Below are 22,377 nucleotides of genomic sequence, written 5' to 3'. Positions count from 1 at the left end.
TGCTTTTTTCTTATTTCTCTACTGACGCCCATTTAAAGCTTAAATCGCCACCATATTTATGGTTGTACATATTTTTAATTGAATCTCTTTGTAAGTATGCTCTACCACGTTGATATACTGGAACAATCGCAGCATCATCAAGTAACATTTTCTCTGCTTCTAGTAAGTTTTTCCAACGAGCATTTACATCGCTTCCATCTTTCTTCGCTTTCATGATAATCTCATCATATTTCGGATTAGAATATTTCATTTTATTTTGTGATCCGTCCGTTACAAACATATCAAGGTATGTAACTGGATCTGGGAAGTCTGCACTCCATCCAGAGAATGACATGACGTAATCGCCCGCATCTTCTAATTTTAGTTTTTGTGCAAATGGTTGTTGTTTAATTTTCACTGTTAAACCTGGTAAATTCTTTTCTAACTCACCTTTTAAATATTCACCAGTTTTCTTCGATAATTCAACGTCTTCATTTAATAGCTCTAATTCGATTTCATTTTTACCAAGCTCTTTTTTACCAGCTTCCCAATACTTCTTCGCTTCTTTCACGTTTGGTTTTACAATATCTCCATTTACAGCACGGAAGTCCTTTTTATCCGGTCCTTTAATGAAGTTATCAGGAATTAATCCTGTCGCTGGCTTAGAACCGTTATTTAATAGCGTGTCAACAAACGGCTTACGTTCAAAAGCAAGAGAAATTGCTTTACGAATATTTTTATTTGCTAACGCTGGATCTTTTTGATTTAAACGAAGGAAGAATACAGATGTATCTTCTACTGTTTGGAAATCTGGTTTTCCTTTATATTTATCGATGAACTCTGCTAATAACGACGCTCGATCGACTGCGTTTGTTTCATATAAATTGATTGGCGTAGACGTATCTTTTACAATATTAAAGTTTACTTCCTCAATCTTCACTTCTTTATTTTCCCAATAAGATGGGCTCTTTGTCATTTTAAAGCTACGTTCATGTTGCCAATCACTTAGTGTAAACGGTCCATTATATAGTGTTGTATTTGCTTCTAAACCAAACTTCGTCCCCTGCTCTTTTACAAACTTTTCATTCACAGGATAGAAGATTGGATATACCATTAAATCTACAAGATATGGAATTGAATTGTCTAATTCCACTTCTAATGTATAGTCATCAATTGCTTTTACGCCTAATTGGTCTGGACTCATCTCTTTTTTATTAATTTTCTCTGCATTTTTTATATCATACATAATGTACGCTGATTTCGCAGCTGTGTCTGGGTTAATCGCTCTTTGCCATGCGTACACGAAATCTTTCGCCGTCACAGGCTCACCATTTGACCATTTTGCGTCTTCACGTAATTTAAATGTATATTTTTTACCGTCTTCTGACTTTTTGAATTCCTTCGCTACACCTGGAACTAGCTTATCATCTTTTCCTAAACTGTATAAGCCTTCCATCGTATTAGTCATTACTCTTGAAGAAACTGCATCAGCTGATAATGCTGGATCCATCGTTGGAATTTCTTGTGTTTCAATTAAGTTAATAACTTGCTTCGCACCGCTCTTCCCGCTATCCCCTTTTGCGTTCGCTTGCGATTGTTCATCTTTTTGATAACTACATGCCCCTAAAATCATGCTCATTGCTACCGTTGATAATACAAAAACCGGCATCTTTTTTTTCATATTTCCACCCTCCATAAAAATGTTAGCCCTTTCATTTTCAAACAAAAAGAAATATATATATGTTCTAATAATTCATATTATACACACAAATATATTTTTTGTATATTTATATTTCTATCTTATTAAAATTTTCTGTGAAAAAATAAATCTTTGAAAACGTTTCATATTACCAGTTTACCCGACTGAAGTGTCGGAAATAACAAATTTTACACTTTTCTAAATTATCAGAGAAAAACAAATTTTATATTTTATAATATTTTTTGTATAATTATCCTTCTCTTTTTAGCATAAAATGAAGGTCTCTTCATATTAAAAATATGTAGGTTAAAATGAGTGCAAAGGATAAGAAAGTATGTTACGATACACTTTGCTAAAAATAGATATCGGTAAAGAGGGGACGGACATGACAGCAATTCACTCAAAAAACGGGCCGACAGAAAAATTAAGTTTATTCTTATTAACATGGCCTATTTTTCTAGAAGTTTTTCTTTTTATGTTGATGGGGATCGCTGATACTTTCATGTTAAGTGCATTATCAGACGATGCTGTATCTGGGGTTGGTGCAGCGAATCAATATCTTCATATCGCTATTTTGGTACTAGAAGTAATCGGGAATGGCGCTGCGATCGTCGTATCTCAATACCTCGGTTCCAAACGTTTTATGGAAGCATCTAAAATATCAGCATTAGCCGTCACATTAAATTTAGTGGTCGGACTCGTTATAAGTGCTGGTTTTCTTTTATTTTCAAAACATATGATGATGGCAATGAATTTACAAGGCGATGTACTAACGTATGCACAAAGCTATTTATCCATCGTCGGAGGAGCCATTTTCCTTCAAGCTATTATTAACTCGTTAGCCGCAATTATCCGCGTTCACGGCTTTACAAAGCAAGCAATGTTTGTTTCGCTTGGAATGAATATTATTCATATCGCCGGAAACTACGTACTTATTTTCGGGAAGTTCGGTTTCCCTGAACTTGGTGTACAAGGGGCCGCGATTTCTTCTGCTGTCAGTCGACTACTGGCACTGATTGTGTTCTTCTGGTTACTATACCGCGTTATGGAATACCGTGTAAAATTACAATATTACTTCACCTTATCAAAAGAATACGTGGGGAAAATTTTAAAAATTGGCATTCCATCTGCTTTTGAACAAGTCATGTATCAAGCTTGCCAAATTGTCTTCCTGTACTACGCAACTTACTTAGGAACAGAATCGTTAGCTGCTAGACAATATGCTACTAACATTTCCATGTTTACTTATTTATTTGCGATTGCTATCGGTATGGGAACAGCTATTATCGTGGGACGCCTAGTTGGCGGAAATGAAAAAGATGAAGCATACACACGTGTATGGAAAAGTGTACAATGGGCAATTGGCGTGACTTTATTTATGGTCGCTCTTGTTATTACATTCCGCACACAATTAATGGGGGTATTTACTGATAATCCTCATATTATCGCTCTAGGGGCAAGCGTTCTTTTACTAAGTGTACTACTCGAAACAGGACGTACGATGAACATCGTCATCATTAATTCCCTTCGTGCAGCCGGTGATGCAAAATATCCAGTTTTAATTGGTGCGTTCTCTATGGTGTTAATGAGTTTACCACTCGGTTACTTTTTCACCTTCCATTTAGATATGGGGCTCGTTGGCATTTGGCTAGCGATTGCTATCGATGAATGGACGCGGGCAATTATTATGTTCTTCCGCTGGAGAAGTAGAGCATGGGAAAGTTACGCACTTGTTAAGCCGAATGAGCAAGAAGAGAATGTTTCTGTTCAGGCGCAGTAGCACTTCTTTGATTAAGGTGCATTTATTGATAAATACACTTTATATCGGTGATTCTTTAAATATATCGACTTATCGACAAATATAGTAAAAAAGGTCATTCTTCCGTAACGGAAGAATGACCTTTTTTTTATTGATAAATCTCTTTATATTTCTTGTACTCTGCTTCAGAACATAATACGAAATGTCCTGGGCGAATTTCACGCATTGTTGGTGCTTCATTACCATAATCATGCTGCGATGGATCGTATACGATACGTTTACGATTGCGCTCATAATCTGGATCTGGAAGCGGAATCGCTGATAATAGTGATTTTGTATATGGATGAATTGGATTCGCATACAACTCATCACTTGTTGTTAACTCAACGATTTGACCACGATACATTACGCCGATGCGGTCACTAATGTATTTTACCATTGATAAATCATGGGCAATGAATAAGTATGTTAAACCTTTTTCTTTTTGTAACTGTTTCAGTAAGTTTACAACTTGCGCCTGGATCGATACGTCAAGTGCTGAGATTGGCTCATCGGCAATGATAAATTCAGGTTCTACAGCAAGCGCACGAGCGATACCGATACGTTGACGTTGTCCACCCGAGAATTCGTGCGGGAAACGGTTCGCGTGTTCTTTATTTAAACCAACTGTGTTTAACAGTTCATGAACACGGTCCATACGTTCTTTTTTGCTTTTTGCTAATCCGTGAATATCAATACCTTCTGCAATAATATCCCCTACTGTCATACGAGGGTTTAATGATGCATATGGATCTTGGAAAATCATTTGCATTTTACGGTTGAACTTCTTCAGTTCTGCGCGTGATTTCTTACCATGTACGTTTTCACCATCGAACAACACTTCACCAGCAGTTGCATCATATAAACGAATAATCGTTCTTCCAGTTGTTGATTTACCACAACCAGATTCTCCTACAAGCCCGAATGTTTCTCCGCGGAAAATATCAAATGAAATATCATTAACCGCTTTGACAACACCACCACTCACGTCGAAGTGTTGTTTTACATTTTTTACTTCAATTAATTTCTCACGTTGTTTAGTCATGTTGTTCACCTGCTTTCATTTGAAGAATACGTTTTTCAACAACTGCCGGCGGTTTTACTTCTGGTGCTTGCTCGTGAAGTAACCAAGTTGCCGCATAGTGTGTATCACTTACTTTAAATAAAGGTGGTTCCATTTCAAAATCAATTTTCAGCGCCTGTGGGTTACGTGGTGCAAAAGCATCACCCTTTGGCGGTTTTAATAAGTCAGGAGGCGTTCCTGGAATCGCATATAGCTCTTCCTCTGATCCATCTAAGCTTGGCATAGATGCGATTAAGCCCCATGTGTACGGATGTTTTGGGTTGTAGAAAATTTCATCTACAGTTCCAATTTCAACAACTTTACCAGCATACATAACCGCAACTCGGTCAGCAACGTTTGCTACTACACCTAAGTCATGCGTAATGAAAATGATTGCTGCTTCTGTCTTTTGCTGAATGTCTTTCATAAGCTCTAAAATTTGCGCCTGAATCGTAACGTCTAGCGCTGTTGTCGGCTCATCGGCAATTAATAATTTCGGGTTACAAGCTAACGCCATCGCAATAACTACACGCTGTCTCATACCACCTGAGAATTGGTGAGGATATTGTTTTAAACGTGCTTCTGGATTTGGAATACCTACAAGGTCGATTAATTCTAACGCAACTTTACGTGCGTCTCCTCTACTCATCCCTTGGTGTTTAATAAGACCTTCCATAATTTGATTCCCAATTGTCATCGTTGGATTTAATGATGTCATTGGATCTTGGAAAATCATTGCGATATCTTTACCACGAACTTGCTGCATTTCTTTTTCCGTTAATTTCGTTAAATCACGACCGTCAAATACAATCTCTCCATTTTTAATACGGCCTGGAGGATTTGGGATTAACCCCATTAGCGCTTTAGAAGTAACTGATTTCCCAGAACCAGACTCTCCTACAATCGCTAATGTTTCCCCTTTTTTCAAATCAAAAGTAACTCCGCGCACTGCTTGTACTTCACCTGCATGTGTATCAAAGGAGACTTGTAAATCTTTTACCTCTAACAATGTTTTCATTTTTACTTCTCCCTCCTCGTTTACTTACGCATTTTTGGATCTAACGCATCGCGTAATCCATCTGCCATTAAGTTGAATGCTAGAATTAACATACTGATGACAACCGCAGGGATGAACATCATGTGTGGATACGTTTGAATAGATTTATAACCATCATTTACAAGAGAACCAAGTGACGCGAATGGTGGCTGAATTCCTAAACCAATGAAACTTAAGAACGCTTCACCAAACACCGCTGATGGAATTGTGAACATTGTCATTACGATAATAGGTCCCATTACGTTTGGAATTAAATGTTTCACAATTAATTGTGTATTTGTTGCACCTAATGTACGAGATGCTAATACATATTCTTGGTTTTTTAACTTTAGGATTTGTCCACGAACAATCCGCGACATCCCTATCCAACCCGTAATCGCCATCGCGAGTGTGATTGACCAAATACCAGATCCCATAATGATTACCATTAAAATAACGATGATTAAGTATGGAATACCGTTAATAATCTCCATAATACGTTGCATAATATTATCTACTCTACCGCCGTAGAATGCTGAAATACCTCCGTATGCAACCCCAATTACTAAGTCAATTGCTGCTGCTAAAAGAGCGATATATAATGATACGCGTGTACCTTCCCATGTTCTTGTCCATAAGTCACGGCCAAGATCATCTGTACCAAACCAGAAGTACTCTTTAATATCACGTTTTTCATATTGGTCAACACCATATTGATCTGTACCGTCAAATGGTAACCAATGAACATTTTCAATAACTGGAATTTTTGGTGGTAATTTCGCACGACCTAAATCTTGCTCTTTATACGAGTGTTTACTTACCATCGGTCCAAAAATCGCTAATAGCGCAATGATTACTAATAATACAAGGCCAAGCATCGCACCTTTATGTTGGAACAAACGTCTTCTTACATCTTGCCAAAACGTTAAGCTTGGACGGGCAATGACTTCATTATCAACATTATTTTGATTGGCTTGTTGAAATAAATCTGGAGATAATTTTTGTACATCTTTCATCATTTTTTCCCTCCCGCTAAACGAATACGAGGATCAATAATTCCGTATAAAATATCGACAATGAAAATAACTAAAATGAAGATTGCACTATAGAAAATCGTAGTTCCCATAATAACTGTATAGTCATTTAAAGTAATCGATTTAACGAATTGTTCCCCAAGTCCTGGTACAGCATAAATTTGCTCGATAACAAGTGTTCCTGTAATTAATGCCGCAACCATTGGTCCTAAAATTGTTACAACTGGAATTAACGCGTTACGAAGTGCGTGTTTTACAATGATAACGCCTTGACTAATTCCTTTTGCTTTCGCTGTTAAAATATAGTCTGACTGCATAACTTCAATTAATTCTGCACGAGAGAAACGTGCGATTGTTGCGATAACTCCCATCGATAATGCAATTGTAGGCATTACAGTAAACTCTGGCCCTTTCCAGAATGCTACCGGGAACCAACCAAGTTTTACCCCTACGAAATATTGTAGTAATGCGGCGAATACGAATGATGGTACCGACATTCCGAGTACCGAAATAACTGTTGCACTATAATCCACCCACGTATTATTACGAAGTGCGGCAACAATACCTAAAATTAAACCGATAAATGTCCCTAATATAATCGCTTGTAAACCTAATTGGGCTGATGGTCCAATACGATCCACAATCATGTCTGTTACTGGTCGGTTATCATATTGGAATGATACCCCTAAATCACCTTTTGCTAAGTTACCTAAGTAACGTGCGTATTGAACTGGTACCGGATCATTCAATCCGTATTTTTCAAGAATGATTTCTTTTTGTGCCGGTGATAGCTTCTCCTGGTTTTTAAGCGGAGAACCCGGAAGTAATTTCATCAAAAAGAAAGTCAGTGTAGTAATTAAAAATAATGTCAAAGCCATGTACACGAAACGTTTTAATACATAACGTCCCATAGTCAAGCACCTCCCCGTTTTTCTCAAAAGCAATAAGATAGTTTAAAATATTCTTACTTTTATTTTTTTAAAATAAGAGCATATGCCCATCATAGGCATATACCCTTGTAAACGATGGAAAAAAAGATTATTTTTGTTCAACAGATGCCCATTTGTAAGTTAATTTACCACCATAGTTAATTGGGATAATATCTTTTACGGCACCTTTTACTACATACGCTGAACCTTTTTGGAAGATTGGAGTGATAACTGCATCCTCTTTAATTAACATCTTCTCTACTTCTAGAAGATTGTTCCAGCGAGCTTGTAAATCTTTTGTATCTGTTTTAGCTTTTAGGATTAACTCATCATATTTCTGATTAGAATACCCTGTTTTATTTTGAGAACCATTCGTAACAAACATATCTAAATATGAGATTGGATCTGGGAAATCTGGTCCCCAAATACCAAACGCAATATCATATTGCTGAGAATCTTCTAATTTATTTTTTTGTGCGAATGGTTGCTGTTTAATTTTAATTGATAAACCTGGTAAGTTCTTTTCTATCTCACCTTTTAAGAATTCACCAACTTTTTTAGCATCTTCATTATCAAAGTTTAAGAATTCTAGTTCGATTTTATCAGTTCCAAGCTCTTTCTTCGCTGTTTCCCAAAGCTTTTTCGCTTCTTTTGGATTTGTTTCAACTAGCTTTCCATTTTCAGCTCGGAAATCTTTTTTATTCGGACCTTCAGCGAAATCTTTTCCAACAAATCCGTAAGCTCCAATTGCACCGTTATTTAAAATAACTTTCGCAATGTTATCACGGTCAAAGGACATTGAAATTGCTTTTCTTAAGTTTTTATTACTTAAGTACTGATTACTTTGATTAAATCTTAAGTAAGCAACCCCTGCTTCTTTTCTTGTTTGGAACTCTGGGCTTTGTCTAAACTTATCAACAAATTCAGACGTTAAAGCCGCACGATCAATCGCGTTTGTCTCATATAAATTTACATCAGTTGCTGTATTTTTTACAATATTAAAGTTGATTTCTTCGATTTTAACCGTTTTATTATCCCAATATGAAGGATTCTTCTTGAATTGGAAACTTTGTTCATGTTTCCAATCACTCATAACGAATGGACCGTTATATAATGTTGTATTTGCCTCTAAACCAAACTTATCACCTTGTGCTTTTACAAAGTTTTCATTTAGCGGGTAAAATACTGGATAAACTGTTAAATCGATAAAGTAAGGAACGGGATTGTCTAATTCCACTTCTAATGTATAATCATCAATCGCTTTTACACCTAATTGGTCAGCAGGTAATTCTTTTTTATGAATTTTCTCTGCATTTTTAATATCGAACATAATGTACGAATACGTTGCTTTTGTATCTGGATTTACGGCTCTTTTCCATGAATACACAAAGTCTTTAGCTGTTACAGGTTCCCCATTTGACCATTTCGCATCTTTTCTTAATTTAAATATGTATTTCTTCCCATCATCTAGCTTTTCGACATCTTCTGCAACGCCAGGCATTCTCTTTTGATCTTTGCCAATACGATATAAACCTTCCATCGTATTATTTAATGCTGTAGAAGATGAAGAGTCAGATGCTAATGATGCATCCATTGACGGAATTTCAGATAACTCTGTTAAATTAAGAATCTGTTTTCCGTTACTACTACTCGTAGCGTTCTCTTTCCCTTTTGCTTTTGCGTCATCTTTTTGGTAGCTACACGCGCCAAGCAACATACTTGCAGTTAAAGTTGATGCAAGTAATAACGGTATCTTTTTCTTCATGTTGTGTTGCCTCCCCTAATTGCACTTCCTGTACCCTCACTTGTTAAAAAGTAGAATTGAAAGAATAATCTCCAAGTTTCTACAATTTTCATTATACATATAATACGACGATTGTGAATATAGTTTTTTGTTTTTTTGTTAAAATTTTTAATAAAATGTTTATATTTTTAATTTTTCGTAAAGGGATACGTTAACATTGCTACCATCATCTTAAAATCAGACCTTTAATTGCGTATAATTTTCAAAAAATTATCCCTAGTACTTATTATAGCTTTTATAGTATAATAATTCTAGTAATATTTTGACGGAGGGGAATATTTTGAATAAAGTTTTTTTTCATACTTGTATACTAATTTTTATAGCGATGATTGCTTCTAGTATTGGTGCATTCCTCATTTCATCTCAATTTTTGTTGAACTTTGTCAACATCTCGTTTTATATCGCGCTATTTTTTATTCTGATAGGTGGTTTTTTATTCATATTTCAAAATGGATTTTTCAATGTAACTCTTTACGCTTTCCAGAGAGTATTTGGCACGAACAAAAAAATAGACTCGTTAATTGAAGAATCCGAGGAACCGGTGAATAAGAAAGAACGTATTTATAAAACATATTCATTCAAATGGACATATCCTATTTGTATTACAGGTATCATACTCGGAGCGTTCTCGACTCTCATTAGCTTTACTATTTTGATGTAGTTTGCAAACACTATCCCATATGATATAATTATCAGCAAAACATTTTGTTATAAAACTTTAGTTCTTTCATATTAAAAGAGCTCAGTTAACAATAAATAAATTTATATGTATGCGATGATAAAGAAGAGTACATATTGAAACAATTTCAGAGAGCTTGTGGCTGGTGTGAACAAGTAATTGTACAATGTGGAATGGGCTTTTGAGCACCAAACCGAACCGAAAGTAGTAGGCCTTGGCGTTATATCCAGACGTTACTATGGATTAGAGAGATTTCACAGTAGTGAAATAATTAGGGTGGTACCGCGGTCCATTCGTCCCTATAGTTTTTTGGGATGAATGGGCTTTTTTGTTTGCCTTCTCTTCCCTATCACGCATTCAAATTTAGGAGGAAATAATTATGTCAGTTATCTTTTCTGGTATTCAGCCAAGCGGAACGATTACACTTGGAAACTATTTAGGGGCTATGAAGCAATTTACAGAGCTTCAAAACGAACACGATTGCTATTTCTGTATTGTAAACCAACATGCCATTACAGTACCTCAAGATCCTATACAACTTCGCAAAAACATTCGTAGTCTTGCTGCACTTTATGTAGCATGCGGCATCGATCCTGAAAAAGCTACTTTATTTGTACAATCAGAAGTACCTGCACACGCTCAACTAGGATGGATCATGCAATCTGTTGCTTACGTTGGAGAATTAGAGCGTATGACACAATATAAAGATAAAGCTTCAGGTAGAGATTCAGTTCCAGCTGGATTACTTACGTATCCACCATTAATGGCTGCTGATATTTTACTTTATAACACAGAAATCGTACCTGTTGGTGATGACCAAAAACAACATATGGAATTAACACGTGATCTAGCAGAGCGTTTCAACAAACGCTTCCGTGAAGTGTTCATAGTTCCTGAAATTCGTATTCCAAAAGTAGGAGCTCGCGTTATGTCATTAACCGAACCTACGAAAAAAATGAGTAAATCTGATCCGAATCCAAAATCAATGATCAGTATGCTTGATGAACCAAAAACAATTGAAAAGAAAATTAAAAGTGCTGTAACAGATTCAGAAGGTATCGTAAAATTCGATAAAGAAAATAAACCTGGAATCTCTAACCTATTAACAATTTACTCTTCATTCTCAGGAAAAACAGTTGAAGAAATAGAAGCAATGTACGAAGGAAAAGGATACGGCGACTTTAAAGGCGACTTAGCACAAGTAGTCGTAGAAGCAATTCGCCCAATCCAAGACAAATATAACGAACTAATCAGCTCCCCAGAACTAGACGAAATTCTAGACAAAGGTGCCGAAAAAGCAAACCGCGTTGCATTCAAACAACTACGCAAAGTAGAAAACGCAATGGGACTAAGCAGAAAGCGTAGATAATATATAAAGCGGAGGCGGCTCGTTTAGAATGTGAGGGGGATGGAGCTCCTGACGTAGAGGCGCTTTTTGCCTCGCAGGAAGGCGCGAAGCCACCGAACATTCTTGCCGCTGAAGCTAGATTTCATCAAATTAAAAAACCGCCAATTGGCGGTTTTTTAATTTACCTTTTGCTCATTTTCCATTTCCCATAACTTTTCAAAAAACGGCTGTCCTTTTACAAGGCGCTCGCATAATTGTTCGTGCTTCTCAGACCAGCCTGATTTCGCTTCATCATATAGTCTTGCCCAAATATCTTCAAATTCCATATGTTGGACCGTTCCATATGCTGACGGATCCCATTCTGTGTACCAATAGCGAATTTCCGCTGTGTTTTTCGTTGTATGTAATTGATCTAACGCCATAAATAATAATTGTTTTAGCTGTCTCTCTTTACGAGTTAAGCCATTCATAATGAAAGGCGATGGTGATAAAATATGATGTTCCTTTTCTGTTTCCTCTACTTGGAACTCATACTTTTCTGCTTGTACGTTTTCCACCATCTCATATACCATCTGCTCTTGGCGAGGTATAAGTCTACTTTTTCTAATTGGTACATTGTAACCAATTGTATCAATCGCAATAATTCCTTTTCCATCTGTAACAACAAAGCAATACTCTTGCTGCAAACGTTCATGATTTTTACGAATATAAGCCTTATGATGTACGTCTTCCAACAACTTTTGCGGAAGCTCTAACAATTCGTTCTCGATGTAATGATATAATGTGGCATCTACTTTTAATAATGGCACTTGATCTAATAGTTCAATCGTATCATCTTTCCGCCATTCGTAAAAATGACAAACGTTATACCCATTTTCTTCACCTTCAAACCAATTTACCCATACATCATGTAGATATAACATTCTCTATCCCTCACTTCACTACTGTTTGTACCAATCATTATGTTCATTTTCGCTTAACTTTATTCCACTTAAGGAAATATATTCTAATTATTATTTTTCCTTCTATAATATCTAAAAAAACAGGAGGTAGACCTCCTGTTTTTCATGGAATACGAAATGTATTTGCTTTACTCAATATTTCTTTCGCATCTATAGGTAATAAAGACAGTGTATCTTCCCCTTCAAACGCTACACAATCTTTTACAATGTGAAATCCAAGCGCATAACCAAGCATTTTCGGATAAGAATGAAGTCCGTTTAATAATACGTCATGCTCCCTCGTTCCTCGTTTTATACTTATTCTTTCTTGAACAACGTTTTGCCAATAATAAATCGCCTCTTCTTTTGAAAGATATTTCGTCCACGGTGCATTATTTTTTTCTGTATATCTTTCCGTTACTGCTTGCTCAGCTAACCCTTCCATAATCATCGTATCAAGTAACGTATACTCTGTTTCTTTTGTCTCAATTTGATGTAACCTGCATATGTGGTGATATTCATGTGCCAATAACACTTTTAATTCTTCCACCGAATTCCGTCCACATACGAATAAGAAAATAACGTGACGCATAGATAATCCAGCTTTTCCGTTATACTCTTCTTGTACAGTTCGATTATACGAATCTGATAATAAAATAAAGATAGGGACATCCGGACCTTTTAACCAATTTTTCAATTTATCATACTCCATACGTAACTCTTTCCAAATTTCTTTTTTCTCTAATTCTTTAATTTCACGTTCTCCTCGCATTACTGGGCGATACATACCTTTAGAAATTAAAAAGCGATACAACCTTTCTTTTGGTAGTGGAATATACTTCGTAAATTTCTCACAAAGCTTTTCTGGCCGTCCATAATATAGATGTAACCACTCGGCTGTTTCAACAACCCCCATCTTTATCCCCCCCTTTTTCTTATGTATATGCAAAAGAAGAAAAAGGCGTAAAAATAAATAAGGTGTTTTTTCGTAGTTTATTACGAAAAAACACCTTATTTCATCTATTATTTATACGATTTAAATACTAATACTGCGTTATGACCACCGAACCCTAGTGAGTTACTTAATACAGCTTTTACTTCTTGCTGTCTCGCTTTATTCGGTACGTAATCTAAGTCACATTCTGGATCTGGTGTTTCATAGTTAATTGTTGGAGGAATTACTCCGTCCGTAATTGATTTAATAGAGAAGATCGCTTCAACAGCACCAGCTGCACCTAATAAGTGACCTGTCATAGATTTCGTTGAGCTAATGGCTACTTTATATGCATGCTCACCGAAAGTTTCTTTAATTGCCATCGTTTCGTATTTTTCATTTGCATCTGTACTTGTACCATGTGCATTAATGTAATCGATATCTTCTGGCTCTAGACCTGCATCCGCTAAAGCTTGACGCATTGCACGCACTCCGCCTTCACCGCCAGGAGCAGGCATTGTAATATGGAATGCATCTCCAGTTGCGCCATAACCAGCGATTTCCGCATAAATGTGAGCACCACGTGCTAATGCATGCTCTAATTCTTCAAGAATTAGAATCCCTGAACCTTCACCCATTACGAAACCGCTACGATTTTTATCAAATGGGCGGCAAGCAGTTGCTGGATCTTCATTAAATGTTAATGCTTTCGCTGAACTAAATCCTGCGAATGCCATACTTGTTAACGGTGCTTCTGCTCCACCTGTAATCATTGCATCCGCATCACCGCGCTGAATTGCTTTAAATGCATCACCAATTGAGTTTGCACCAGATGCACAAGCCGTTACAGAACAAGTGTTAATTCCTTTCGCTCCAGTCGCAATAGATACTTGACCCGCTGCCATGTCTGGAATCATCATCGGTACGAAGAATGGACTCACGCGGCGTGGACCTTTCTCAGTAAAAATCTTAAATTGTTCTTCGTATGTTTCCATACCACCAATACCAGAACCAATCCATACACCAATTCGAGGTCCGTTTTCTTCTGTAATTTCAAGCTTTGCATCCGCAACTGCCATTTTCGCTGCTGCTACTGCATATTGTGTAAAGCGATCCATACGGCGCGCTTCTTTTTTATCAATATATTTCTCGACTTCAAAGTCGTTAATTTCTGCTGCTACTTTTGCTGGAAATAGTTCCGGATCAATTCTTGTAAGTCGCCCGATTCCAGATACACCCTTTTTTATGTTTTCCCAAGCTGTTTCAACATCTGTTCCGATCGGTGTAACAGCTCCTAGTCCTGTAATTACGACCCTCTTTTTTTCCATACAAAATACACTCCTTTTTTCTCTCAATCCTTATTTACCCCAACGAAGAGCTACTGCTCCCCATGTTAATCCACCGCCGAAACCAACAAGTATAATTAAATCACCGTCTTGAATACGTCCATTTTGCAATTCCTCTACCATTGCAATTGGAATGGAAGAAGCTGATGTATTACCGAACTTTTCAATTGTCATACTCATTTTTTCTTGTGGTAAATTTAATCTCTCTCTCGCAGATTCCATAATACGAATATTCGCTTGATGTGGTACTAAGAAATCCACATCCTCTTTCGTAAGACCAGCTTTATCTAACACACGAAGACAAGAATCTCCAAGTTGACGAACAGCAAATTTAAAGACTTCTCTGCCATTCATCATAACATACTCGTCTTGATAAAGATGCTTGCCGCCACTTCCGTCTGCTCCTAATTCGAAAGATAAAACGCCTCTTCCTTCTGAAACAGCTCCCATTACGATAGCGCCAGCTCCGTCTCCAAATAGTACTGCTGTGTTTCGATCATTCCAGTCTACAATTTTAGATAGTTTATCACTACCAACTACTAATACATTTTTATAAGTTCCAGTTTGAATAAATTGCTGTGCTGTAATCATTCCGTACATAAAACCAGCACACGCTGCACTTAAATCCATTGCCGCTGCGTGTTTCGCTCCAATTGCCTCTTGAATCACACAAGCTACTGCTGGAAAAGCACGATCTGGCGTTACTGTTGCCACTAAAATAAGATCGATATCCTCTCCGCTAATCCCTGCATCTTCAAGTGCTTTTTTAGAAGCCTCTACGGCCATATATGAAGTATCTATTGTCTCATCGGCAATGCGTCTTTCTGCAATTCCCGTTCTCGTACGAATCCATTCATCGGATGTATCCATTACTTTCTCTAAATCGTGATTTGTGACTACTTTTTCTGGCACATATCTTCCGATCCCTAAAATGCCCACGTTCACATCGCAGCCCTCCGTTTTATATCAATTATTATGACTTGGTACTAATTTTAAAACATAAATTTACTTTTGTCTAGAATATATTTCAGCTAAAACAGAAAGCTAGCGTTTTATTCTCTTTATTTTTCAGTAAAAACAACGAAAACATACCTTCCCCTATTCCTCCCCTTACTTCGCTCGAAATATAAAAAGACCCGAACCGCTTCTACTCACGGTTCGAGCCTCTCTCCCCTCAAAAAGAAGGGTTTTATTCTTTGTCTGCTTTCCCAAGCTCATATGCTTCATTCATAACTTTCATTAATAACTCTAACACTGGTTGTGCCTTCTCCATATCAAGCTCAATTCCATTCGAATCTAAAATTGCCTTTGCCTCTGGTAAATGCTTCATTGCGATTTGTAAAAATTGCATGCTTTTTTCGTTCATATTATACTCTTCCTCTCCATTAAAACTTTCAATTCATAATCCATACAATAGTGTAACACGTGCACTATCCTTCGTATAACTCTTTATATTTTTTCATATGTGCCAATTGTTTATTTAAACCGTATTCTAACGGGGTATTTCTTTTTATCGGAATATCCTCGGTCGCTTCATCTCTTTCTTCCTTATTATTTTTATTCACTTTATCATCTGCACGTAAAAGATTCATCCCTTTTTCCCATAACGACCGTTTACCACTAAGTAAATTGTATATACCGAGATGCTCTCCGTTCGTTCCATTTCCCCATAAGTATTCGCATACATCTTCAATGTAAAGTAAATCGCTTCCTTTTTCCTCACTCGTACAACGGCACTCTTTCTCATCCAGTTCTGATAAAATGAGTTGATGATACATCATAAAGGATGGTTGCCACGGACCATATAATGTAGGAACTCGAAATACACTATATTGTAATTCCCCTTTTTTTAACCCTTCTTCTACTTTCGAAAATAGGCGTTTATTTTCGGATTCCCCTGTGCATCCTACCTCAATAGAAGAAATTAGATTTAGCTTTACTTTATTTTCTTCACACATTTTTATAATCCGCTTTAAATATTGTAATATGACTCTTTCATTCCGAAAGCCACTTTGCTGGTTTGGTTCACACAAACAAAAGTAAACTGCATCGAAATTCTCTTCCTCTACTAATCTCCATCCATCTTCATCTCTTATTGGATAGTACGTAAATAAAGCGTTTCGCCCAATTAACAATAACTTCTCTTCATTAATTTTTGTCATACTATCATATTCATCAAAATCAAGACCATACACTTCTACTTCTTCTGCAATCATTTTATTCACAAGGTGATAACCTACAAACGTAAGTGCACCTATAATCAGCACGCGTTCCATACCACCAACCCTTTCCCCTTGAAACAAATAGCTCCTCATTTATGTATATGGGAGCCTCACAATTCTTCTTCATATTTTTTAAAGAAATCCGTTGTTTGTCTAACCATTTTATATTTCACATCTTGGAGATGGAATAAGACAGAAGTATCACATTGATTGAATTGCCTCATTTTCTCGTATTTACGTAACAACTGTTTTCTTCCTCTTTTTTCTTGTGTTGATACGAAAATTTTAACAGGTACACAAGACGGAAGAAGCGTAAAAGATTTCTTATTTATTTTTGATTCTAATTCTTCTTCTTTGGAATCGTACGCCAAACTTAATTCCTTCACTAATCTTTTGTAAAAAAACTTATGCTCTTTTTCGAACTCCACATATTCTGGCAAATCTAAACACGGATTTAACATAATGACAGAACGTATACTTTCAGGGTATTTGTTCATCATTTCAAGCGCTACAAGCGCACCCATACCATCTGCCATAATGTGCATTTTCGTATTTAATGTCTCTTTTCTCAAAACAACATCATATAAACGTTTCGCTAGACGAACAGATTGGTCATTCCCCCAGTGTCTTCCATATAAATTAGAAGAAAAGACCGTGTAGCCTTCCTCAATAAGGCCATGTAAAAAATAAGATCTTCCCGCATGCTGTGTCCATAAACTTGTACCATTCTCAATAAAGTAGTTGTAATCACCGAGGAGCATAACTGAAAACCCATTTGGCTTCTCCGGTAAATAAATGACACATGGTTCTTTTTCTAAGTAAAAAAAACGTTCCGTAATACTCATTTTTCCCCCGCCTTATTTTCTAAACGTATAAAACCACTCTTTTATAATGTATGAACGGAATGCAAATTTGCGTTGAAAAATCTACAAATATTTTTCTATATTCTTTTTTCAATTGTGTTACAATAAGGACAGATTGAACGAATAGAGGTGTAAAATATGCGTTTCATTTGGGCATTAATTTGGTCGTTCGCGCTTGTACATATGATGAGCTACGTAATCGGCTCTATGACTGGCGGTACATACGATTTTAACCAAGCGTCTATTTTCTCAGTTGTTCTTGCGGTATTAGTATTAGCGATTTCAGCTGCAATTCCAAACGAGCCAGTAGAACAACACTAAAAAGAGTCCGGATTTTATCCGAACTCTTTTTTATTTTCATTTCACATGAACAACTAATTCGTTATTTTCTACATCAACAACTACGTGACTATTATCCGTAATTGTGCCTGCAATTAATTCTCTCGCTAATTTCGTTTCCACTTGACGCTGTACGTATCGTTTTAATGGACGAGCTCCGTACATCGGATCAAAGCCAGCTTCTACAACAAATTCTTTTGCAGAATCCGTTAATTCTACCGTAATATGACGGTCAGCTAAACGACCTTGTAATTCTTTTACAATTTTATCAACAATACCTTTAATTTCATTCGTTGTAAGAGGCTTGAATAAAATAATTTCATCGACACGATTTAAAAACTCTGGTCGGAAATGTCCTCTTAATTGTCCCATGACAAGTTCTCTTGATTCCTCTTTAATGGAACCATCTGCTTCTAATCCATCTAATAAATGAGCAGATCCAATATTTGAAGTCATAATAATAACCGTGTTTTTAAAGTCTACTGTACGTCCTTGCGAATCTGTAATGCGTCCATCATCTAACATTTGTAATAAAATGTTGAATACTTCTGGATGCGCTTTTTCGATTTCGTCTAACAAAATAACGGAATACGGTTTACGTCTTACTGCTTCCGTTAATTGACCGCCCTCTTCATATCCAACATATCCAGGAGGTGCACCAATTAAGCGTGACACAGCATGTTTCTCCATGTACTCAGACATGTCGATGCGAATCATTTGCTCTTCACTATCGAATAAAGACTGTGCTAACGTTTTTGCAAGTTCTGTTTTACCAACACCAGTTGGTCCTAGGAAAATGAAAGAACCAATCGGGCGATTCGGGTCTTTAATACCAGCCCGCGCACGAAGAACTGCATCTGATACTAAGCTTACCGCTTCCTCTTGTCCGATGACACGCTCTGATAAAATTTGCTCTAATCGTAATAATTTCTCACGTTCACCTTCAACGAGTTTTGCGACAGGAATGCCAGTCCAGCGTGAAACAATATCAGCAATCTCTTCTTCACTTACTTCCTCACGTAATAAACGGTTTTCTTGTTTATTATTCGCGCCCATTTCTTCTGCTTCTTTTAACTCTTTTTCAATTGCAGGAATTTTTCCGTGACGAAGTTCAGCTGCTTTATTTAAATCGTAATTACCTTCTGCTTCTCCTAATTCACGGCGCAGACGCTCTAAATGTTCACGTAAGTCACGAACTTTGTGAATATCTTCTTTTTCTTTCTCCCATTTCGCTCTCATGCTACTTGCAACTTCTTTTAAATCCGATAATTCACGTTGCAATGTTTTTAGACGTTCTTGGCTACCAAAGTCCTTCTCTTTTCCAAGAGCGGCTTCTTCAATTTCCAGCTGCATAATACGGCGCGTTACTTCATCTAATTCTGTTGGCATAGAATCAATTTCTGTACGAATTGTTGCGCATGCTTCGTCAACAAGGTCAATTGCTTTATCCGGTAAGAAGCGATCTGAAATATATCGATCTGATAAAACAGATGCTGCTACAATCGCGCGGTCATGAATATTTACACCGTGATAAATTTCAAAACGCTCTTTTAAACCACGTAAAATGGAAATTGTATCTTCAACAGTCGGTTCCTCTGCTAATACTTGTTGGAAACGTCTTTCTAACGCTGGGTCTTTCTCAATATATTTACGATATTCATCTAATGTCGTTGCCCCGATACAATGCAGTTCACCACGAGCAAGCATCGGTTTTAACATATTCCCTGCGTCCATCGCACCTTCTGTTTTACCAGCACCGACGATTGTATGAAGTTCATCAATGAATAATAAAATACGGCCTTCACTCTTTTTAATTTCATTTAATACAGCTTGCAGGCGCTCTTCAAATTCACCACGGAATTTTGCTCCGGCTACAAGTGCACTCATATCTAATGCAAAGATTGTTCTATCTTTTAACCCTTCTGGTACATCTTTTTTCACGATACGCTGTGCTAATCCTTCAACAATTGCTGTTTTACCAACACCTGGCTCACCAATTAAAACAGGGTTGTTTTTCGTTTTACGTGAAAGAATGCGAATAACGCGGCGAATTTCACTATCTCGTCCGATAACAGGATCAATTTTCCCTGCTCTCACTTCCGCCACTAAATCACGGCCATATTTTTCTAACGCTTCATAAGTTGCTTCTGGATTTTGACTAGTCACTCTTTGATTCCCCCGAACTGTCATTAAAGACTGTAATAAGTTATCTTTCGTAATATGCAATCTTGTAAATAAATGATTGATATCGCCTTTTTCTTCAGAAAAAGCAAGCAATACATGTTCTACTGAAATGTAATCATCCTGCAGTTTTTCTGCTTCTTTCCCTGCTCTTACAAGCAGTTGCTGCAGATTGCTTGTTATATACAATTTCCCAACTTCTGCTCCGCTTCCCGTTACAGAAGGTTTCTTTTTAATTACATTTTCTACATCTTGCTTCAATGCTTCTATATCAACATTCATTTTTTGAAATATACGTACTGCTAATCCATCTTGCTCCTCTAATAATGCAAGTAATAGATGAACAGTATCCACCTCTTGGTGATGATGAGATACCGCTAAAGATTGGGCACTCATAATCGCCTCTTGTGTTTTCGTTGTCATTTGATTTAAGTCCATCTTTACAGCCCTCCAAAAGTTTGACTTTCTTTGACCTTTGATTTGATTATACGCCAACTTACTTTTTTATACAATAAATTTGCCTATGTATTTTCAAACTTATTATTGGAAAAAGAAAAAGGGAGCATTCATTATGCTACTTAAAAAAGTACAGTAAATGAAATTATATTATGTAACAAAAAAAAGCCGCAATAAAGATTGCGGCTTCTGTTACGGTTTTCTTTTATATGTCCACTGACGGTTATGATTCGTGTTATCTGGAAACTTTTCACCGGCAGTTAATTGTACCATTTGCGGATTTTTTACCATACTTCCCGTTTCACCAATTTCTACGTAAACGCCATCATTTGGCGCTTTTTGTCCAGAACGAAACCTGCGATTTTGTCCCATCTTCATTCTCCTTCCATGACGTCTTGCCTCATTAGTATATCCATTTTAAAAGAAAGCTTTTCTGTCATGTTTAGGAAACAAGTACTACAGTTCACCGATTTACAATATATATAATTACACAAGCTTAAGCAGGGATTACTTCCTTACTTGTAGAAAAAAAGAAACCAACCTACCTGTAGGCTAGCTTCAAAGGAGAGTCAAACATATACGAGAAGATTACATGTTTATTATAAGCCTCCTCATACGGGCAATGTAACCCTTTTCACAATTTGTACATAATGAAAGAAACATTGTTTGAACTTTCTAAAAAGACATTGACTTTTCTTGATTTCCAACGAGAAATAGTAGACACCACAGTACTTTGCGACGTAAGATGGATATATAGTGAACTTTCCATCTATGGTGGTCTCACCCAGTCTAACCTCTTATTTCTGCATATTAAAAACGGAAATACAGATAGATACAAAAAAATTATTATAAGAGGTGAAATTATGAGTAAACAACATTTAATCGCATTAGACTTAGACGGCACTTTATTAACAGACAACAAAATAATTTCCACTCGAACGAAACAGACAATTACAAAAGCAAAGGAACAAGGGCATATCGTCGTCATTTCAACAGGACGTCCATTCCGTGCTAGTTTTGATTATTATAAAGAACTTAATCTTAATACACCGATTGTAAACTTTAATGGTGCTTACGTGCATCACCCTCTTGATTCAAATTGGGGCACACATCACTCTCCACTTGAGCTAGCAACAGCCCAAGAAATTGTCCGAGCTTGCTTTGATTTCGGCGTAAAAAATATATACGCTGAAGTGATGGATGATGTGTACGTTCGTGAAATTGATGAAGATAAAAAACACATTTTCGAATTTGGTTCTCCAAAGATTTTCACAGGAGATTTATTAAATATTTTAAACGACCATCCGACTTGTTTATTAATTGACGCACACGATGATCATTCCGTTGCAATTCGTCAACATTTAACTGATATGCACGCTGAAGTGATCGATCATAGAAAATGGGGCGCACCTTGGCCAATTATTGAAATTGTAAAAAGCGGATTAAATAAAGCGGTCGGATTGCAAAAAATTTCTAGTCATTACAACATTCCAAAAGAGCGAATTATCGCTTTCGGTGATGAAGATAATGATTTTGAAATGATTGAATTTGCTGGTCACGGTATCGCAATGGGTAATGCAATACCTGAATTAAAATCACTCGCCAATCATACGACATTAACAAATGAAGAAGATGGCATCGCTCTATATTTAGAAGAGGTTCTTGGATTGTAATCTAAAAATTCCCTGCTTATAGTTTCTCGCCAAACGCTCATACTATAATTAGA

The 22,377-nt window shown here is 36.7% G+C and carries 20 protein-coding genes and 1 other annotated feature; of the genes, 5 read left to right on the top strand and 15 right to left on the bottom strand.

The window, feature by feature from the left end; all coding sequences use genetic code 11:
- Positions 1-10: 10 nt before the first annotated feature.
- Positions 11-1,660, bottom strand: a complete 1,650-nt coding sequence (locus JDS81_RS14605; RefSeq protein WP_000728606.1) for a peptide ABC transporter substrate-binding protein — start codon at positions 1,658-1,660, stop codon at positions 11-13.
- Between the two features lie 352 nt (positions 1,661-2,012).
- Between JDS81_RS14605 and JDS81_RS14600 the strand changes: the two genes are divergently transcribed.
- Positions 2,013-3,458, top strand: a complete 1,446-nt coding sequence (locus JDS81_RS14600; protein ID WP_141499319.1) for an MATE family efflux transporter — start codon at positions 2,013-2,015, stop codon at positions 3,456-3,458.
- 127 nt (positions 3,459-3,585) lie between these two features.
- On the opposite strand, the gene JDS81_RS14595 is transcribed toward JDS81_RS14600, so the two are convergent.
- From JDS81_RS14595 to JDS81_RS14575, 5 genes are all read right to left on the bottom strand, one after another.
- Positions 3,586-4,521, bottom strand: coding sequence for an ABC transporter ATP-binding protein (locus JDS81_RS14595; protein ID WP_000166337.1), 936 nt, complete (start codon positions 4,519-4,521; stop codon positions 3,586-3,588).
- Positions 4,514-5,557 (bottom strand): ABC transporter ATP-binding protein, encoded by a 1,044-nt coding sequence (locus JDS81_RS14590; RefSeq protein WP_000854341.1) that lies wholly within the window; start codon positions 5,555-5,557, stop codon positions 4,514-4,516. The genes JDS81_RS14595 and JDS81_RS14590 overlap by 8 nt, the downstream gene beginning before the upstream one ends.
- A 20-nt stretch (positions 5,558-5,577) precedes the next feature.
- Complete coding sequence (gene opp3C, locus JDS81_RS14585; protein WP_000974107.1) at positions 5,578-6,594, bottom strand: oligopeptide ABC transporter permease; 1,017 nt, start codon at positions 6,592-6,594, stop codon at positions 5,578-5,580.
- A complete protein-coding gene (gene opp3b, locus JDS81_RS14580; protein WP_000534168.1) occupies positions 6,591-7,520 on the bottom strand; it encodes an oligopeptide ABC transporter permease in 930 nt (309 codons plus the stop codon). The genes opp3C and opp3b overlap by 4 nt, the downstream gene beginning before the upstream one ends.
- A 127-nt stretch (positions 7,521-7,647) precedes the next feature.
- Entirely contained in the window at positions 7,648-9,303 is a 1,656-nt protein-coding gene (locus tag JDS81_RS14575) for a peptide ABC transporter substrate-binding protein (protein ID WP_000727209.1), read from the bottom strand.
- A 319-nt stretch (positions 9,304-9,622) separates the two neighbouring features.
- Between JDS81_RS14575 and JDS81_RS14570 the strand changes: the two genes are divergently transcribed.
- Entirely contained in the window at positions 9,623-10,003 is a 381-nt protein-coding gene (locus JDS81_RS14570; RefSeq protein ID WP_001045000.1) for a DUF3899 domain-containing protein, read from the top strand.
- Between the two features lie 105 nt (positions 10,004-10,108).
- Positions 10,109-10,325: a binding site (T-box leader), on the top strand.
- Between the two features lie 75 nt (positions 10,326-10,400).
- Positions 10,401-11,390, top strand: a complete 990-nt coding sequence (gene trpS, locus JDS81_RS14565; RefSeq protein ID WP_000110979.1) for a tryptophan--tRNA ligase — start codon at positions 10,401-10,403, stop codon at positions 11,388-11,390.
- 155 nt (positions 11,391-11,545) lie between these two features.
- Here the strand turns inward: trpS and JDS81_RS14560 are convergent, their stop codons facing one another.
- The 7 genes from JDS81_RS14560 to JDS81_RS14530 all read right to left on the bottom strand — a co-directional run bounded on the left by JDS81_RS14560 (position 11,546) and on the right by JDS81_RS14530 (position 17,657).
- The gene (locus tag JDS81_RS14560; protein WP_000966122.1) at positions 11,546-12,292 is read right to left on the bottom strand and encodes a YjbA family protein; all 747 of its coding nucleotides are present in this window, start codon (positions 12,290-12,292) and stop codon (positions 11,546-11,548) included.
- A 142-nt stretch (positions 12,293-12,434) separates the two neighbouring features.
- Positions 12,435-13,226, bottom strand: a complete 792-nt coding sequence (locus tag JDS81_RS14555) for a DUF2268 domain-containing putative Zn-dependent protease (RefSeq protein WP_000539318.1) — start codon at positions 13,224-13,226, stop codon at positions 12,435-12,437.
- A gap of 107 nt (positions 13,227-13,333) precedes the next feature.
- Positions 13,334-14,572, bottom strand: coding sequence for a beta-ketoacyl-ACP synthase II (gene fabF / locus JDS81_RS14550; RefSeq protein ID WP_000412641.1), 1,239 nt, complete (start codon positions 14,570-14,572; stop codon positions 13,334-13,336).
- A 30-nt stretch (positions 14,573-14,602) separates the two neighbouring features.
- Positions 14,603-15,535 carry a beta-ketoacyl-ACP synthase III gene (gene fabH, locus JDS81_RS14545; RefSeq protein ID WP_001100553.1) on the bottom strand — a complete coding sequence of 311 codons (933 nt, stop codon included), beginning with the start codon at positions 15,533-15,535 and terminating at the stop codon, positions 14,603-14,605.
- A gap of 244 nt (positions 15,536-15,779) precedes the next feature.
- Complete coding sequence (locus JDS81_RS14540) at positions 15,780-15,956, bottom strand: ComZ family protein (protein ID WP_001003338.1); 177 nt, start codon at positions 15,954-15,956, stop codon at positions 15,780-15,782.
- Positions 15,957-16,020: 64 nt separating this feature from the next.
- Positions 16,021-16,893 (bottom strand): NAD-dependent epimerase/dehydratase family protein, encoded by an 873-nt coding sequence (locus tag JDS81_RS14535; RefSeq protein WP_142311392.1) that lies wholly within the window; start codon positions 16,891-16,893, stop codon positions 16,021-16,023.
- 29 nt (positions 16,894-16,922) lie between these two features.
- A complete protein-coding gene (locus JDS81_RS14530) occupies positions 16,923-17,657 on the bottom strand; it encodes a lipase family protein (RefSeq protein WP_000028709.1) in 735 nt (244 codons plus the stop codon).
- 156 nt (positions 17,658-17,813) lie between these two features.
- On the opposite strand from JDS81_RS14530, the gene JDS81_RS14525 reads away from it, so the two are divergent.
- Positions 17,814-17,996 carry a YjzD family protein gene (locus tag JDS81_RS14525; protein WP_001211112.1) on the top strand — a complete coding sequence of 61 codons (183 nt, stop codon included), beginning with the start codon at positions 17,814-17,816 and terminating at the stop codon, positions 17,994-17,996.
- A 36-nt stretch (positions 17,997-18,032) separates the two neighbouring features.
- Here JDS81_RS14525 and clpB read toward each other — a convergent pair whose 3' ends face one another.
- A complete protein-coding gene (clpB, locus tag JDS81_RS14520; RefSeq protein ID WP_097953213.1) occupies positions 18,033-20,633 on the bottom strand; it encodes an ATP-dependent chaperone ClpB in 2,601 nt (866 codons plus the stop codon).
- A gap of 210 nt (positions 20,634-20,843) precedes the next feature.
- Positions 20,844-21,023 (bottom strand): YjzC family protein, encoded by a 180-nt coding sequence (locus JDS81_RS14515; protein WP_016082481.1) that lies wholly within the window; start codon positions 21,021-21,023, stop codon positions 20,844-20,846.
- 491 nt (positions 21,024-21,514) lie between these two features.
- Between JDS81_RS14515 and JDS81_RS14510 the strand changes: the two genes are divergently transcribed.
- The gene (locus JDS81_RS14510) at positions 21,515-22,324 is read left to right on the top strand and encodes a Cof-type HAD-IIB family hydrolase (RefSeq protein ID WP_000043171.1); all 810 of its coding nucleotides are present in this window, start codon (positions 21,515-21,517) and stop codon (positions 22,322-22,324) included.
- The last annotated feature ends 53 nt before the right edge of the window (positions 22,325-22,377 follow it).

Source organism: Bacillus cereus group sp. N31 (genome assembly GCF_016483245.1).
Classification (GTDB): domain Bacteria; phylum Bacillota; class Bacilli; order Bacillales; family Bacillaceae_G; genus Bacillus_A; species Bacillus_A toyonensis.
This window is presented reverse-complemented; position numbering and strand designations above follow the sequence as displayed.

What these genes read in the sequence shown, in the direction of transcription:
- JDS81_RS14605 (WP_000728606.1), bottom strand. Translation starts at nt 1,660, where the DNA reads ATGAAAAAAAAGATGCCGGTTTTTGTATTATCAACGGTAGCAATGAGC.
- JDS81_RS14600 (WP_141499319.1), top strand. Translation starts at nt 2,013, where the DNA reads ATGTTACGATACACTTTGCTAAAAATAGATATCGGTAAAGAGGGGACG.
- JDS81_RS14595 (WP_000166337.1), bottom strand. Translation starts at nt 4,521, where the DNA reads ATGACTAAACAACGTGAGAAATTAATTGAAGTAAAAAATGTAAAACAA.
- JDS81_RS14590 (WP_000854341.1), bottom strand. Translation starts at nt 5,557, where the DNA reads ATGAAAACATTGTTAGAGGTAAAAGATTTACAAGTCTCCTTTGATACA.
- opp3C (WP_000974107.1), bottom strand. Translation starts at nt 6,594, where the DNA reads ATGATGAAAGATGTACAAAAATTATCTCCAGATTTATTTCAACAAGCC.
- opp3b (WP_000534168.1), bottom strand. Translation starts at nt 7,520, where the DNA reads ATGGGACGTTATGTATTAAAACGTTTCGTGTACATGGCTTTGACATTA.
- JDS81_RS14575 (WP_000727209.1), bottom strand. Translation starts at nt 9,303, where the DNA reads ATGAAGAAAAAGATACCGTTATTACTTGCATCAACTTTAACTGCAAGT.
- trpS (WP_000110979.1), top strand. Translation starts at nt 10,401, where the DNA reads ATGTCAGTTATCTTTTCTGGTATTCAGCCAAGCGGAACGATTACACTT.
- JDS81_RS14560 (WP_000966122.1), bottom strand. Translation starts at nt 12,292, where the DNA reads ATGTTATATCTACATGATGTATGGGTAAATTGGTTTGAAGGTGAAGAA.
- JDS81_RS14555 (WP_000539318.1), bottom strand. Translation starts at nt 13,226, where the DNA reads ATGGGGGTTGTTGAAACAGCCGAGTGGTTACATCTATATTATGGACGG.
- fabF (WP_000412641.1), bottom strand. Translation starts at nt 14,572, where the DNA reads ATGGAAAAAAAGAGGGTCGTAATTACAGGACTAGGAGCTGTTACACCG.
- JDS81_RS14540 (WP_001003338.1), bottom strand. Translation starts at nt 15,956, where the DNA reads ATGAACGAAAAAAGCATGCAATTTTTACAAATCGCAATGAAGCATTTA.
- JDS81_RS14530 (WP_000028709.1), bottom strand. Translation starts at nt 17,657, where the DNA reads ATGAGTATTACGGAACGTTTTTTTTACTTAGAAAAAGAACCATGTGTC.
- JDS81_RS14525 (WP_001211112.1), top strand. Translation starts at nt 17,814, where the DNA reads ATGCGTTTCATTTGGGCATTAATTTGGTCGTTCGCGCTTGTACATATG.
- clpB (WP_097953213.1), bottom strand. Translation starts at nt 20,633, where the DNA reads ATGGACTTAAATCAAATGACAACGAAAACACAAGAGGCGATTATGAGT.
- JDS81_RS14515 (WP_016082481.1), bottom strand. Translation starts at nt 21,023, where the DNA reads ATGGGACAAAATCGCAGGTTTCGTTCTGGACAAAAAGCGCCAAATGAT.
- JDS81_RS14510 (WP_000043171.1), top strand. Translation starts at nt 21,515, where the DNA reads ATGAGTAAACAACATTTAATCGCATTAGACTTAGACGGCACTTTATTA.